This window comes from Gemmatimonas groenlandica (assembly GCF_013004105.1).
Lineage (GTDB): Bacteria > Gemmatimonadota > Gemmatimonadetes > Gemmatimonadales > Gemmatimonadaceae > Gemmatimonas > Gemmatimonas groenlandica.
The window spans coordinates 951,895-966,740 of the sequence record NZ_CP053085.1; the positions used below are offsets into that span (position 1 = coordinate 951,895).

Annotated in this window: 9 protein-coding genes; 5 read left to right on the forward strand and 4 right to left on the reverse strand. The window is 64.0% G+C overall.

The features are described 5' to 3' along the window. Nucleotides 1–3 precede the first annotated feature (3 nt). Together HKW67_RS03930 and HKW67_RS03935 are read right to left on the reverse strand one after the other, a co-directional pair. Nucleotides 4–756, reverse strand: coding sequence for a hypothetical protein (locus HKW67_RS03930; protein WP_206044597.1), 753 nt, complete (start codon nt 754–756; stop codon nt 4–6). Between the two features lie 51 nt (nt 757–807). Continuing rightward, complete coding sequence (locus HKW67_RS03935; RefSeq protein ID WP_171224150.1) at nt 808–1,098, reverse strand: hypothetical protein; 291 nt, start codon at nt 1,096–1,098, stop codon at nt 808–810. Between the two features lie 281 nt (nt 1,099–1,379). Between HKW67_RS03935 and HKW67_RS03940 the strand changes: the two genes are divergently transcribed. Then, nucleotides 1,380–2,129 (forward strand): Bax inhibitor-1/YccA family protein, encoded by a 750-nt coding sequence (locus HKW67_RS03940; protein WP_171224151.1) that lies wholly within the window; start codon nt 1,380–1,382, stop codon nt 2,127–2,129. Nucleotides 2,130–2,212: 83 nt separating this feature from the next. Here HKW67_RS03940 and HKW67_RS03945 read toward each other — a convergent pair whose 3' ends face one another. Further along, nucleotides 2,213–4,708: a carbohydrate binding family 9 domain-containing protein gene (locus HKW67_RS03945; protein ID WP_171224152.1), complete on the reverse strand. Its 2,496-nt coding sequence runs from the start codon at nt 4,706–4,708 to the stop codon at nt 2,213–2,215. Nucleotides 4,709–4,943: 235 nt separating this feature from the next. Between HKW67_RS03945 and HKW67_RS03950 the strand changes: the two genes are divergently transcribed. Continuing rightward, nucleotides 4,944–8,054, forward strand: a complete 3,111-nt coding sequence (locus HKW67_RS03950; protein WP_269141220.1) for a SusC/RagA family TonB-linked outer membrane protein — start codon at nt 4,944–4,946, stop codon at nt 8,052–8,054. A gap of 11 nt (nt 8,055–8,065) precedes the next feature. Then, the gene (locus HKW67_RS03955; RefSeq protein WP_171224154.1) at nt 8,066–9,460 is read left to right on the forward strand and encodes a hypothetical protein; all 1,395 of its coding nucleotides are present in this window, start codon (nt 8,066–8,068) and stop codon (nt 9,458–9,460) included. A gap of 145 nt (nt 9,461–9,605) precedes the next feature. Here HKW67_RS03955 and HKW67_RS03960 read toward each other — a convergent pair whose 3' ends face one another. Further along, nucleotides 9,606–12,140 (reverse strand): zinc-dependent metalloprotease, encoded by a 2,535-nt coding sequence (locus HKW67_RS03960; protein ID WP_171224155.1) that lies wholly within the window; start codon nt 12,138–12,140, stop codon nt 9,606–9,608. Nucleotides 12,141–12,299: 159 nt separating this feature from the next. On the opposite strand from HKW67_RS03960, the gene HKW67_RS03965 reads away from it, so the two are divergent. Continuing rightward, entirely contained in the window at nt 12,300–14,276 is a 1,977-nt protein-coding gene (locus HKW67_RS03965) for a tetratricopeptide repeat protein (RefSeq protein ID WP_171224156.1), read from the forward strand. Nucleotides 14,277–14,363: 87 nt separating this feature from the next. After that, on the forward strand, nt 14,364–14,843 hold the full coding sequence (locus tag HKW67_RS03970) for a TspO/MBR family protein (protein WP_171224157.1): 480 nt from the start codon (nt 14,364–14,366) through the stop codon (nt 14,841–14,843). Nucleotides 14,844–14,846 lie beyond the last annotated feature (3 nt).

Consider the following 14,846-nt stretch of genomic DNA (forward strand, 5'->3'; position numbering starts at 1 on the left):
CCGCTACGTCTCTCGCTCGACCATCGTCGTGCTCTCCGAAACGATCTCCGATGCTGCGGCCGAGATCGAGGCCATCTGTGTCGCACGCTGGGTAAACCATCGCGGAAGCACAATCGCGTTTCTCGCGAACGCCATCAGTCCGCCGGCGGCGATTGCCATCGGTCCAAACCATGCGGCCGACGGATCAAAGCCGGTCTTGACGGCTACGAGGCCCGTGAGCGACAGACCGAGCACGGAGAACACGGTGCCCAGCAGGTTGAACATGCCGGCATCGCTCTTCGTAGTCGACAGGCGTAACTGATGTCCGCCCTGCGCCGTGGGCTCGAGACTCGCCCGCAGGCGACCGTTGCCCCATTCGCGAAGAGAACCCGCTCCGCGCAGCACGCCGCTCGTGCCAAACGTGCGACGAAAAAGCACCACCATGCGCTCCCATTCGACGTCGGTGACTTGACGATCGAACACCACGGTGCGCGCCACACCGACGGGAAGGCCCATCAGTGACTGACGCTCGGGCGGGAGATGATCGCCGCGCACAATGGCGCCGGCGGCTCGTGCCACGGCAGCTTTGGAGATCCCCGCCTCTTCGCCGATCGACTGGAGTTCGGCTAAGGTCATGCCGTGCGCTGTTCCCGGATTCGATGGCCCGCTCAGACTCTTCGGCTCAGCCGGGCCGTCATCGGCGTCGAGCTGACTCGCGTGCTCGAGAATCTTGGAGATTTCTTGCTCATCGAAGCGACGTGGTCCATTCGATTCCATGGATGAAGGCAAGCGTCTGACGGTCGTCGCCGCAAGCGGTCACGCCGGAAGTCAGTGAAACCCGCACATCAGACACGCGTCGGCGAATTCATCGGTGTGCGCGATCGCGAGAGGCACCGCAGCGCGGGAAGTATTGCTCGGCGGTCGTAGTGAGTAGGCAGGCTGCGCCGGGTAGGTCGCCACCACAAAATCCTCCGCGCGGAGCCCGAAAATCATGTCGACCCCAACAATCGGCAGCTTCACCATTGTGAGCAATTGCTGCACGGCCGTCAGGTCATCCGTTGTTCCGCTGCGCAAAGCGGTCGGCCCGCTACCGTCGTCGACACTCAGCGAGACACTCATGCGTCGGTACCCGGCTTCTGCGCGCGGACGAACGCCGCCATGAACTTGCCGTCGATCTCGTCGAGATTCGCATTCACGTCGACGCCACTTTCTGCCAGAAACTGGCCTGGTCTCGTCGGACAGCGCGTGGAAGATGCTGGCGGAGCGGGATAAATCGAGCCGCAGGGCGCTCAGATACGTAATATATCAGTAAAAGTTGATACGTAAAGGGCGGCCAGACTGAGCACTGTGGGGTATCTTGTACGTGTACGCTGATTCACCTCTCTCGACGACGAACGACTATGCGCACTACGAATCCCGTTTTGTCCCGCCTAGCCGACGCGGCACGTGCCACCGCCGCCGGTTCGCGCTCGGGTTCCATGACCACCGCCGGTGTCGCGGGTAAGGCCGCGATTCTGCTGGCGGTCGTGCTCTTTTCGGCCGCCGTGACCTGGCAGCAGTTTGCCACCGGCAACCTCGACCTGCTCATGCCGGCCATGCTTTTGGGTGGAATCGGCGGGTTCATTGTCGGCATGATCGCCAGCTTCAAGCCGCAGACGGCGCCGTGGAGCGCGCCGATCTACGCGTCGCTGCAGGGCATCTTTCTGGGCGCGGTCTCAGCGCTATATAACCTGCGCTTTGCCGGACTGCCGCAGCAGGCGGTGCTTCTCACGTTTGGTGTGGCCGCGTCGGTGTTCCTGCTGTACCGCTTCAACATCCTGCGCGCCACGGAAGGATTCAAGCGCATGATGCTTGCCGCCATGATCGGTATCGGCCTGTTCTATCTTGGCTCGATGCTGCTCTCGTTCTTCGGTGTCTCGATCGGCTACTTCACATCGTCGGGTCCGCTCGCGATCGGCATTAATCTCGCGGTCGCCGGTATCGCGGCGCTCAATCTCGTGCTCGACTTCGACCGCATCGAACAGGGTGTGCAGTCAGGCGCTCCAAAGCAGCTCGAGTGGTTCGCGGCGTTCGGACTCATGGTCACGCTGATCTGGTTGTATCTCGAGCTTCTGCGCCTGCTGTCGCGCTTACAGGGCCGCCGCAACTAGTTCGCAGCTTCTAAGCGCTGGAACGCGAAAAGCCCCGGTCGAGCAACGCTCGACCGGGGCTTTTTACTATCGCGCCTAGCGTGCTACTGCAGGCGGAACAGGTAGCTGAGCTTCATGAAGAACTGATCGCGCGTACGCTGCAGGCGCTCCGGTCCGGCCGGACGATTGGCCGCCAGCGCGTCGCCGTAGCCGAGATACACGACAGTACCCGGTGACGGCAGATACGACAGCAGGACGTCTATACGGGCGCGGGTGCGTTCAAACGCCGCCGCCCGCGTGAGTGTGCCATTGGCGCCGCGCAGATAGATCGGCGCATTCGTGCGCGTGTCGTCCCGCAGGGAATCTTGCGTGACCACGGCGTGCTCGCCGATCACACGCACGAAGAACTGCCGCGTGACCTGGTACTCTGCCCGCAGCCGTGGGGTGTTGCGCGTGAGTACCCGCGTCCCGTCGCTGCGACGATCGAACGAATCGAAATTCCAAGTCGCGGCCAGTCGCAGCTGTTCGGTGGGGCGCAGCGTGAGCGTGTTCTGCACGCTCAGGATGCGCGCCGAACTCCACTCCTGGAAGTTTTCGTCGTAGCCGATCACCGCGAAGCCGTTGTAGCTGAAGTGGCGAAACTCCGGCGTGCCGACCGAGAAGACCCAGTCGCGGTTGCCGATCTTTGGCGCACCGCTGTAACCCACCGTATCCACGCGTCCGCCGCCAGTCGGTTGCAGCAGTACGTAGTTGCCATAGAGTGACGGGTCGTATCCGAAGACTTCGAGGAGCAGCTGGGTGCCCAGCTGCCAGCCGCCGCGCAGCCGTGCGTTGGCGCGCAGATGCAGCTGCCGATCCTGCGATCCATCACCGTTCACGAAGCGGTCGTACTGATAGCGGCCCAGCATGAACAACTCGGGGCTGAACAGCTCGAGCAACGCTTTCGGCTTGCCGTAGAAATTCCAGCGATGGGTGGCCGAGATGTTCGCAATGCCCGGGCGTGCGATGAAGCCGGATTGTGCGTCGAAGTCGGGGCTGATGCCATTCATGGCGTAGCGGGCCACGAAGCGGCGGCCGTTGCGTGACGCACTCACATCGAACAGCGGCGCGCTCAGCGTGCCACTGTCGCTGCTCGTGAAGCTGTTCGCGACTTGCCCCTGCAGATTGTAGATGCCGCGAACCAGCCGCCCGTCGACGCCGAGCACGCGGTTCCATCGCTGCCCGTCGACCTTGTCGGTGTAGGCCACACCCACGCGGCTCTGTGCGCCGAGGTCGCGCTGCAGTCGCAGAATGTTGTACAACGGCGAATGCTGCTGGTCGAATGACGCGTCCTGATTGTCCACCGCCGAGAGTAGGCCGATATCGAAACCGCCGTACTTGCCCGTGAGCTTGCTGGCCACCACTGGCTGCGCGATGCGACGCGTGTAGATCAGGCGATTCGGCGTCGTGAACTGCTCCTGACTCTCCAGAAAGAAGGGGCGTCGCTCCGGAAAGAACACCGCTACGCGCGGATCATACGAGAATTGCGTGGCATCGGCTTCCACCTGCGAGAAGTCGGGATTCGCCGTACCGGCCACGGTGAGATTGCTCGTGACGCCCCACCGGACGCTGCCGCCGAGCTCGGGCCGACCACCGTTGTAGTCCCACGCGGCGCTGCTCGTATTGCGCGTCCCGACGGTACTCGACGTGATGGTCGGAATCACATCCACCGTGAGTCCGCGGCGCAAATCCCGCAGGCCCGCCAGCACACCCGACTGCGCGAGAAAGCTCGAGGCGCCGCGAAGCGCCGGCGTCCACGTCTCCTCGTGTCCCGACGTCTGCACCGTGCGCGCTACATTCAGTTGCCAGCGCTGTTCGTCGCCGGCGCGGTACCGCAAGCTCTTGAACGGAATCGACAGCTCCACTTGATAGCCGAAGTCCGTGAGCTGCCCCTTCGACTTCCACACGTAGTCCGGCGCGAGGTCGGAGCTTTCGCGGGCTTTGGCGGTGGTGGCGTTGAAGCCGCCGCCAACGCTGGCGCCGGTCTCCGTCAAGACGCCGTCGCTCTGAATCCCGAACGGATTCACCGCGAAGACCATTGCCTGGCGGCTGTCGCTGTACGTGCCGAGGAACAGCTGCACGTTGTCGTCGGCCGAAATCTTGTCGCGATCGGCGAGTGTGGCCCGGACGCTGCCCGGGGCGGCGAAGGCGCGGATGCCGACGTGCAGTTCCGTTGCAGAGTACCACACCAGGACTTCGGTGCTGTCCTGCGCGGCAATACCATCGGCCGGAAAGAACTGCGAGAACCCCGTCAGCAGGGCCGCATCAGCCCACGCCGGTTCATCTAACCGGCCGTCAACGACCACGGCCGCGTCGCGACGTGGTGTCGTCACGGTGAGCTGTCCGCGGCGTCCATGGAAAACGGCGCCGGCGTGACGCGAACCACCGGCTGCGCTGTTCGTCGTTGTGGACGCGCTGGCGACCGGCGGTCCGGAAGTCGGCCGTGTCGGGGCAGGCACCGTGGAGGCCGGCGGCACCGGCTGTACGACCTGCAGCAGTACAGCGAATAAGTATGACGTGGGCACGTTGAGCAGTGCGAAATCGGTGGCGAGTGGACCCATGAGTCCGAACTCATCGGTCGTGGTTGTCGATTAGGAAACGTAGTACGCGTTCAACCCGCTGGGTGAAGTCGCCTTCAGATCAGGTTGGTTCGCATAGTTATGCGCTGAGATGTATGCTTTACGCGTTGATCAGCCGTTCGCGTTTGGTTCGACAACCGTAGGTCCACGACCGTTGCTTGCCCCGCAGCGGTCGGCTGGCGCTCCAGTTCCTTCCCACTTTCGAGGAGACCCGCTCATGCAACACCCTTGGCGTGCCCTGCTGCTACTCGCAGGCACGATCGCGGTCGCCGTTCCCCAAGCCCGCGCGCAAAGCGGGCCGGGAACGCTATCCGTCCGTGTGACTGACGCTGCGAGCCAGCGTCCGGTCGAAGCAGCGCGTGTATTCCTCGTCGGCACCACTTTCGCTGGCGCAACCGGGGTCGATGGCCGCTTGACGTTGCGCGGCATTCCCGCCGCTGAGTACACGGTGCGCGTACTCCGTGTCGGCTACACCGAACAGACGAAGCGTGTACCGATCGCGGCCGGTCAGACGGCCAACATCGAGTTCACCATGGCCACCGCCGCGATCAATCTCGCCGCCGTGGTCACGACGGCCACGGGCGAAACCCGCCGCGTGGAAACCGGTAATGCCACGGCCAACATCGACGCCAGCAAGGTGCTGCAGTCGGCGCCGGTGTCGAACCTCAGTGACCTGCTGAATTCGCGGGCCCCAGGTGTGACCGTCACCAGCGGCTCGCAGACGGGCACCGGCTCGCGTATCCGCGTGCGCGGTTCGAACTCCGTCAGCTTGTCCAACGAGCCGATCTGGATCATCGATGGCATTCGCATGACGAGCACCAACGCTGACTTCAATACCGCAACTGGTAGCGGTGGCACTACCGGCGGCAACAATGCCAGCCGCGTCGGCGACCTCAACCCGGAAGAGATCGAGAGCATCGAAATCGTGAAGGGCCCGTCGGCCGCCACGCTGTATGGCACGGATGCCGCCAACGGCGTGATCTTGGTCACGACCAAGAAGGGTCGTGCCGGCGCCGCCCGCTGGAACGTGTACGGCGAGGGCGGAGCACTCACCGACCGGAACTACTACCCGGACGCATACAGCCTGTTCGCCAAGAGCGGAACGTCGACCACGTCGTCGCGCACCAACGGCTGCAGCTTGCAGTCGCTCGGCACCGGCGTCTGCACCGCCGACTCGACCGTGTCGCTCAATATCTTCAACGAAAAGGACCTCACGCCGATCGGCACGGGCGTCCGTCGTCAGATGGGTGCGCAGGTGTCGGGTGGCACGGAAGCCGTTCGCTACTTCTTCTCGGCTGAAGACGAGAAGGAAACGGGCGTGCTCTCGCTCCCCCAGTTCGAACGTGATCGCTTCGACTCTGCCGGCCTGGTGCTTCGCCCGTGGACGAGCCATCCGAACGTGATGGCGCGCAAGTCGCTCCGCATGAATCTGAACTCGGCGATCAACCCGAAGCTGGACCTCGCTGTCGCAACCAACTTCATCAACATCGCGCAGCGCTACTCGCTCGAATCGAACGCCACCGCCGGTCTCGGCTCGCATCTCTTCGGTGGTCCGGGCACACGCAGCAACGGCACCGTTTCTGGTCTCGGCACGCCGCTCAATGGCTATCGTGCCTGGACGCCCGGATACATGTGGCAGGAAAAGACCAACCAGGACGTGAATCGCTTTCTGTGGTCGGCGAACGCCAACTGGCGTCCGCTCAGCTGGCTGGTCAATCGCGCCACGGTCGGCAATGACTACACCGCCCGCAGCGATGAAAATCTGCTGCTCAACGGCGAGGGGCCGCCGCTCACCGCCACCACGCGACTCGGTGCCCGCGGTATCAATCGGGTCAATACCAACAACCTCACGGTTGATCTCGGCTCCACCGCCTCGTACTCGCTATCCAACTTTGCGCTCAAGACCACGGTTGGCGCGCAGTACATCGGCTTCCGCACCGCAGGTGCCTCCACGGGATCGACCCAGCTGGCGCCGGGCTCACAAATCGTCGGCTCGGGCGCGATCGCTTCGGTCAGCGAGGCAACCACGACCCAAAAAACGTTCGGCGTGTTCATTGAACAGGCGCTGAATGTAGGCGATCGCCTGTTCCTCACCGCCGCCGTGCGCAGCGACCAGAACTCGGCGTTCGGCACGAAGTTCAAGAGCATTCTGTATCCGAAGGCCTCCGCTTCGTACTTGATTTCGCAGGAAGACTGGTGGAAGGCGCCGTCGTTCGTGAACACCGTGCGTTTGCGCTACGCCTACGGACAGTCGGGCGTACAGCCGGGTCCGAACGATGCCAATCGGTTCTTCACGGCCTCCAACACAAACATCAATAGCACCGATCAGCCGGCCGTCATTCAATCTGCCCTTGGCAACGACAACCTGAAGCCGGAACGCTCGGCCGAGCAGGAAACCGGCTTTGAAGTGGGCATGTTCAACTCGCGGCTTAACCTCGACGCGACGTACTACAGCAAGATCACGAAGGACGCGCTGATCAGCGCCGTGCTGCCGCCTTCGTATGGCATCGTGACTTCCCAGCTGCGTAACCTCGGCTCCGTGAAAAATGCCGGCGTTGAAGTGGCGATCAATGCGCAGCTGCTGCAGGGTGACAAGCTCGGGTGGGATATCAACCTGTCTGGTTCCGCCAACGACAATAAGGTCGTGTCGCTCGGCGACAACCCACCGCAGGTCGGTACCACGTCCCGCATCGTGGCCGGCTACCCGATCTCAGGTTTGTGGGCCCGCCCGATCACCAGCTACGAAGACAAGAACGGCGATGGTTTGCTCACCTACTGGGCCGACAACGCCAAGAATGAAGTCTTTGTGGGCGACTCCGCGATCTTCCGCGGATACGCGGCGCCGCGCTACTCGGTCACGCTCGGCTCGGGGTGGGACTTCTTCACCCGCAAGCTCCGCGTCAGCACCTTGTGGGACTACCGTGGTGGCAACAAGTGGTACAACAACACCGAACGCATTCGCTGCACGCGTCCGAACTGCTCCGGCCGTCTCAACACCAGCGCTGAACTGATCGACCAGGCCACGAACATCGCGGCCAACGAGCATCCCGCGCGTACGCTCGACGGCTACTTCCAGCCGGGTGCCTTCGTCCGCCTGCGCGAACTTTCGGTGCAGTACACGATGTCGCCGGAGCTCGCCTCCAAGCTCACGCGGGCCAAGTCACTGTCGGTGGTCTTCACCGGTCGTAACCTGTTCCTCAGCACCAAGTACCGTGGCACGGATCCGGAGTCGGGCTTCAACACGACCTCGGGTACCGAAGCACCGAACGAGTTCCAAACGGTCGGTCCGCCTAGCTACTTCATTTTCCGCGTCAACGTCGGCTACTAGGAGAACCGCCCATGACTAAGAACAACTCCAAGGGCCGGTCCACCATGCCGCGACGCCTGGGTACCGGATTCACTCTCGCGCTGGCCATGTCGGTCACCGCGTGTCAGGAAGCGAATAATCAGTTCCTCCAGGTCACTGACCCGGACATCATCCTGCCGTCAGAGGCCACCACGCCGCAAGCGGCCGTGGCGATTGCGAACGGTGCGATCGCGACGTTTCGGTCGGTGACGGGCGCTGACGAAAGCACGTGGCTGTTTGGTGGATTGCTGGCGGACGAGTGGTCGACCAGTTCAACGTTCATCCAAAACGACGAGACCGACCAGCGGCAGATTCAGGAGTTCAACTCCTCGATTACCGGCATGTTGCGTCGACTGTATCGCGTGCGCACCCGCTCGGATCAGGCGATCACTGCACTCGTCGCGTTGCGTCCGGATGCGCGGGCGTTGATCGCGGAGATGTATCTGGCGCGCGGCTTTGCCGAGATGCAGTTGGCTTCCGATTTCTGCAACGGGACGCCGATCGGCAACGGCAACGCGTTGCCGCCGGAAGACGGTGTACCCAAGTCGAACCAAGAGCTGTTCGCCATCGCCGCTGCATCGCTCGATTCGGGACTGACGTTCGCGAACGGCACCGATGCCCAGAGCGTACTGATGAACCGGTCACTGCGCGTCGCGCGGGCCCGTGTGGCCCTCGCCCGTGGGGACTTTGCCGGTGCAGGTACGCTGGTCGCGGGCGTGCCCACGGCCTTTGCGTATCAGCACACGTTCTCGGCGAACGCTGGCACCAACACGATCTGGGGGCAGGGACTCAGCTCCCGCCGCTACAGCGTGGGCGACAGCGTCGAAGGCAACGCGCGCACGATTCTGGTGCGCAACGCGATCCCGTTCGCGTCAGCCCGCGACAATCGCCTACCGGTGGTCACACCGACTTCGGGTTCAGTAAACGGTCAGGACGGTCTGACCTACACGCGCACGACCACGATGTGGGGCCAGTTCTCGGCCGTCGACGTGGCCAACGGCGTCGATGCGCGCCTGATCGAAGCCGAGGCGGCACTCAAGGCTGGCAACGTGACGTCGTGGCTCGCCATTCACAACGCGCTTCGCGCAGCGCCGCCGAAGCTCGGAGAGATCCAGCCCGCCGCCATGACGGCGCTGGTCGATCCGGGTACGGAAGCCAGCCGTGTCTCGCTGCATTTCCGGGAGAAGGCCTTCTGGACGTTCAGCCGTGGCCAGCGTCTCGGCGACATGCGTCGCCTGATCCGTCAGTATGGGCGGACGGTCGACAACACGTTCCCGCAAGGCGTGCACTACAAGGGCGGCAACTACGGTGGGGATGTGAATCTCCCCGTGGTCACCGACGAGCGGAACAACCCGAACTTCAAGGGTTGCACCGATCGGCTCCCCTGATAACGGCGGAGTAGGGAGTACGGAGTATGGGGTAGGGAGTCGCTAGTGCTTCCTGCCGGCAAAGCGGGCCCCGAACGGTGGATTGTTCGGGGCCCTTCTTTTTCTCCTAACGCCGTACTTACTCCCTACTCCGCCGTTATGTGGACTACTTCGGCTCGAGAATCGCGGTCACACGGTCGGCGATGTCGCTCCAGTGGGCGCGATTCGTCGTGCCGGCCGACGCGAGCGCGGCGGCGCGTGCTTCACGCTGGATTTCGCGCAGCTGCAAGCGGGCCATGGCAGGCAAGTCACTCTGCGCCACGGCTGGTGCCGAGACAAACGGAACGAAGCGCGCGGCCGCGCCTCCACCGCCACCGCCGCCCGGCAGTCCACCGGTCGGCGCCACCGGCGGCGTGATCAAGGCCTCCAGCCGCTGCACGTACACGCGCTGCAGCTGACGACGGCCGGCGTCGGGCGCATTGCCACTGAACACCGTACGCTTGAGATCCGCCATGTACTCGGCCAGCGGATAGGCGTTCACGACATCGTACTTCTCCGATTCCGCCAAGCGGCCGAGGCGCGCGGGCGTGAGCAGCGACGTGAGCACGCCGGCCTGACGTGTCGATACCACGTTACTCGGGCCGATCCGCTGCGCTATGCCCGGCGGCGACAGCCACGCCGGCGTGGCGAAGACGTTCGAAGAGAGGAACGCCAGCGCCGCCTGCTGCCGTGCCTTGGGCACCACGCGATAGACTGCGCCGCTTTGCTCGGAGGTCTTGAGGTCCACTTCAACACCGCCGACCATCGTAGCCACATGGTTCATGTTGCCGAACCAGCGTGACACGGTCTCCTCGTACAGCTCGCGGAGCTCGGTGTAGTCCTCACCTGGCGTCGACGTCCATGCCACCAGATTCGGAATCACGCGCTTGTAGTTCATCGTCGAGAACGTCGACGCCTTGATCGGGTCGTCGCCCAGATCCTCGGTCTGATTACGCGGGTCGCCGGCCGCGAGCTGCTGCGACGCGAAACGATACGGGAACACGCCGGTTTGCTGCGTGAGCCAGCGGTGCAGCGTGGCGCGCTCGGCTTCGGCCGTCGGCGCGGCGATCACGCGATACCCCCAGTTGATGGCGAAATCGTCGAACGGTCCGACGCGACGGATGAAGTCCTTCGGCTGCAAGCCGTCACCCGGCTGCGCGATGTAGTTCTGTCGTGCGTAGTCCATAATCGTCGCGCTTACACCATACACGCGCGTGAACGACGGGCTGCGCAGCGAATCCACCGGGAACGACGCCGAGGCGATCATGTTGTGCTGGAGCCCAAGCGCGTGGCCGATTTCGTGCGTGATCACCTGACGCATCGTCTCGCCCATCAGCTCTTCCGGAATGTCGAGTGTCCGCGCCGATGGATTGGCCGCACCGGTTTCCATCATCAGCCAGTTGCGGTACGAGCGCATGTGGTTGTGATACCACGTGATTTCGCTGTTGATGATCTCGCCGGAACGCGGATCATGGGTATGCGGGCCCGTGGCATTGCGTGTGAGACTCGCGGCCCAGCGCACGATGGAATAGCGCGCGTCGTCGAGATCGAAATCCGGATCTTCCGTTCGCGTGGGCGCGTCCTTGGCGAGAATGGCGTTCTTGAATCCGGCCTTCTCGAACACCTTCTGCCAGTTCTCGACGCCCTCGCGCACGTAGCGCTTCCAGCGCGTCGGCGTGGCTGGGTCGAGGTAATACACGATGGGTTTGATCGGTTCGACCAGTTCGCCGCGGGCATATGCTGCCGGATCCTTTGGCTCCAAGCGCCAGCGCGTGATGAACTCCTGACTCTCGGCCTTCTGCACATCGAGGCCGTAGTTCACGCGGTCCACCGAGAAATAGCCCACGCGGGCGTCGGCGTAGCGCGGGCGCATCGGCGTCTTCGGCAAAAGCACGAATGACTGCCGCGTCTCCATGGTCACCGTGCCTCCGTCGGCATCGCTCGGCGGCGTGGCGGCATCGAACGTTTGCACCTGTCGGACTTCGATGTTGATCGGGAAGCCGCGCATGCTGCTGATATAGCTGCGCGCCGCGTCGTAGCGCCGTACGCCGTAGGTGCGACGCGCGTTGGCGTCGAGACCCGACGTGGCGGGATTGTCGTTCGCGAAGAAGTCGGTCACATCGATCACATACGCCGCGCTGTCGCGTCCGAAGGCGGCAATCGGGAACGCGCCGATGATCGCCGGATAGTTGTTCTGCGCCACGCTGCGTGCGATCGGCAGCGAGTCGTCGGCCACGGCGCCCGTGCTCACACTCTTCAGCAGCACGCGGTCGTTGACCCGCTCCCAGCGGATCAGTCGTTCGTTGAGTGAGCTGCCCGCGCTCTGGAATCCGCCGGCACCCGCCGGCACGCCAGCCACACGGGTAACCATGAGGAAGTCTCGCCCCACCAGCGAGTCGGGGACCTCGAAGAAGTAGCGGTCGTCGACACGGTGGACGGTGATGCCGCCACGTTCGGTGTGCGCGCGCGCCGGAATCACCTGCGCATACGGACGCGGGCCACGCCGGGCGCCAGCTCCGGCGGCCCCGGCGGCTCCCTCGGCGGGAGGCTGTGCAATACCGCCGGCGGGCGGCGTCTGTTGTGCCTGGGCCAGCGGCGCCGAGACGATGCTCGCCGTGGCGGACAAGAGCACGCCGGCGAGTAGTTCACGAGAGAAATGCATGAGGATCCGGTACGGGAGACAGGTCGGGCCAAACACGCCCGGCAATAGTGCCACTCGCTATACGCACCGGCAACGCTGCGTGATGGATCGAAATCGGCAGCGGCGAGGTTGCCGATAAGAGCGTGCGCCGAACGCCATGCGTCCTGTACATTCGGCAGCATGTCTACCTCGTCGATGGACGTCCTGCAGCGCGCGCTGATCGCGCATCAAGCCGGGCTACTGGCCGAGGCGGAGCAGGGATATCGCACGGTGCTTGCGCGGGACGCGAAGCACGCCGATGCGGCGTATCTCCTCGGTCTCGCGGTGCATCAACAAGGACGGTCGTCTGACGCCGTTCCGCTGCTGCGGCGGGCCGTCGCGCTCGCCGACCACCGTGCCGACTTCCACAATTCGCTCGGCGACGCGTGGCGTGCCCTCGGTCAGCTGCCGGAGGCCATCGCGTCGTTCCGCGCGGCGATCGCGCGGCGCACGCCCTACGTGGACGCCCACCTCAATCTGGCCACCGCCCTGCAGCAGGGCGGGCGAATCGAGGAGGCGCTCATCATGCTCTTCGAGGCCGTCGCGGCGTATCCCCAGGAAGGCTTACTGCGCGGACGCCTCGCGGTGCTGCTGCAAGGCGTCAGCCTGGGGTCGGGCAATCCACTCGTGCGGTCCGTCCTGCTCACGCTGTGTCGCGACGAATCAATATCAGCGCAGACGCTCTCCGGTGCGATGCTGGGAATAGTGAAAGGCACGCCGGCATACGAAACGATCACGGCATCGTTGCGGCGAAGAGAAGATGTGCTGAGCGTCGCATCGCAGGCGGTGGAGGAGCTTGCCCACGATGAACTCCTCCTCGCCGCGTTGCCTCGCCTAGTGGTGACCGATGCGGACATGGAGTGGCTCCTCACAAGACTTCGGAAAGCGCTGTTGATGGCTCCGGCCAATGCTACGTCGGGCTTCGCCCGGTTCATTGGTGCGCTCGCCTCGCAGGCATTCAATACCGAGTACTGCTGGGCCGTCGATGCCGAAGAGCGGGTCGCGCTGGACGAACTACGACGCGGTGTGGACGAGGCCTGGCGCGCTGGAGAAAGCAGGAACGACTGCGAGTGGGCGATCGTGCGCGCCGCCATGTACGACACGTTACGGCAGTTCCCGGCCTGGCGCACCTTCGACGACAGCGCAACCGGTACGTGGTCAGACGAGATGGCCAGCCTCGTGCGCGAACAGGTGGTGGAGTATCACGCCGAGCGGGCAATCGCCGACGCGCTGCCCGCGCTGACGTCGATCTCGGAAGGCGTGTCGACGCTCGTCCGTGCGATGTACGAGGAGAACCCGTACCCGCGCTGGGTCACACTGCAGCAGCCCGCGGTCACGTCAATCCCCGCGTTCGTACGCGCGTTGCGTCCCACCGAATCGGCGGTACCGAAAACACCGCGCATTCTGGTGGCTGGCGGCGGGAGCGGCCAGCAGCCGGTACAGATGGCGCTCGCATTTCCTGATGCCGTCGTGTCGTCGATCGATCTGAGTCGATCCAGCCTCGCGTATGCCGCTCGCATGGCGGCGCGACATGGCGTGACGAATGTGCAGTGGGCACACGGCGATATCCTCGCCGTCGACGAATCGATCGGATCCTTCGCGATCGTATCCTGCTCCGGAGTGTTGCATCATCTTGCCGAGCCACTCGACGGCTGGCGCCGGTTGATCCGTGTACTTGAACCGCACGGCGTCATGAAGATCGGCCTGTACTCGAGGGCGGCGCGCCGACAGATCGATGCCGCGCGGGAGCTGGTGCAGCAGGGCGGATTCGCCGCTACGGACGAGGGCATTCGCGCCAGCCGACAGGCCATCCTCGCGTTGCCGTCCGTACATCCGGCGCGTGGCGTGCTGGCGTTCATCGACTTCTTCTCGATGAGCGGGTGCCGAGATCTGCTCATGCACGTGCAGGAGCGGAGCTATACGGTGTCAGACATCGCGCGCGATCTTGATACGCTCGAGCTGCGCTTCCTTGGCTTTCAGGTCTCATCAGCGGTACAGGCACGCTTCCGTGCCGAGCATCCTGCGCAGTGGCTCGAACTGTCTGCTTGGGAGGCGTTCGAGGCCGCGCACCCGGACACCTTCGCGGCCATGTATCAGTTTTGGTGCTGTCCGCGGTGAGCGCGCATATTACGCGCATGCCAGCACGTCCGGCGCACGATCATGGCGTCCCTGACGCTCGTTCGCGCAGTCGACCATGTTACATGGATGCTGCAATCTCTTCCAAGTTTGCTCGCCTGGATCCTCGGAACCAGTGTCGCGGCCATCGGTGGTGCCGTCACCGCCAAGTCGGCGAACGAGTTCTACGGGATTCTGCAGAAGCCGTGGTGGGCCCCGCCGGGATGGCTCTTCGGCCCGGCCTGGACTCTCTTGTACATCCTGATGGGAACCGCCGCGTGGCGCGTGTGGCGTTTGGCTGGGTTCGACGGAGCCACGGTCGAGTTATCGTTCTATGCGGTTCAACTCGTGCTCAACATGGCGTGGAGCTACTTCTTCTTCGTCCGACGGACCGGACTCGGCGCCACCATTGAAGTGGTGAGCCTGTGGATTCTCATCGCCATTACGCTCGTGCTATTTTGGCGTCGCGATACGCTCGCAGGGGTGCTCTTTGTGCCGTATCTCACGTGGGTCACGTTTGCCACGACGCTCACCGTGGTCGTGTGGCGTCGCAATCCGACGCTGCTGTAGCGG

Excerpts from the sequence above, each read along its gene's own strand:
- HKW67_RS03930 (WP_206044597.1), bottom strand. The coding sequence starts at position 756 with ATGGAATCGAATGGACCACGTCGCTTCGATGAGCAAGAAATCTCCAAG.
- HKW67_RS03935 (WP_171224150.1), bottom strand. The coding sequence starts at position 1,098 with ATGAGTGTCTCGCTGAGTGTCGACGACGGTAGCGGGCCGACCGCTTTG.
- HKW67_RS03940 (WP_171224151.1), top strand. The coding sequence starts at position 1,380 with ATGCGCACTACGAATCCCGTTTTGTCCCGCCTAGCCGACGCGGCACGT.
- HKW67_RS03945 (WP_171224152.1), bottom strand. The coding sequence starts at position 4,708 with ATGGGTCCACTCGCCACCGATTTCGCACTGCTCAACGTGCCCACGTCA.
- HKW67_RS03950 (WP_269141220.1), top strand. The coding sequence starts at position 4,944 with ATGCAACACCCTTGGCGTGCCCTGCTGCTACTCGCAGGCACGATCGCG.
- HKW67_RS03955 (WP_171224154.1), top strand. The coding sequence starts at position 8,066 with ATGACTAAGAACAACTCCAAGGGCCGGTCCACCATGCCGCGACGCCTG.
- HKW67_RS03960 (WP_171224155.1), bottom strand. The coding sequence starts at position 12,140 with ATGCATTTCTCTCGTGAACTACTCGCCGGCGTGCTCTTGTCCGCCACG.
- HKW67_RS03965 (WP_171224156.1), top strand. The coding sequence starts at position 12,300 with ATGTCTACCTCGTCGATGGACGTCCTGCAGCGCGCGCTGATCGCGCAT.
- HKW67_RS03970 (WP_171224157.1), top strand. The coding sequence starts at position 14,364 with ATGCTGCAATCTCTTCCAAGTTTGCTCGCCTGGATCCTCGGAACCAGT.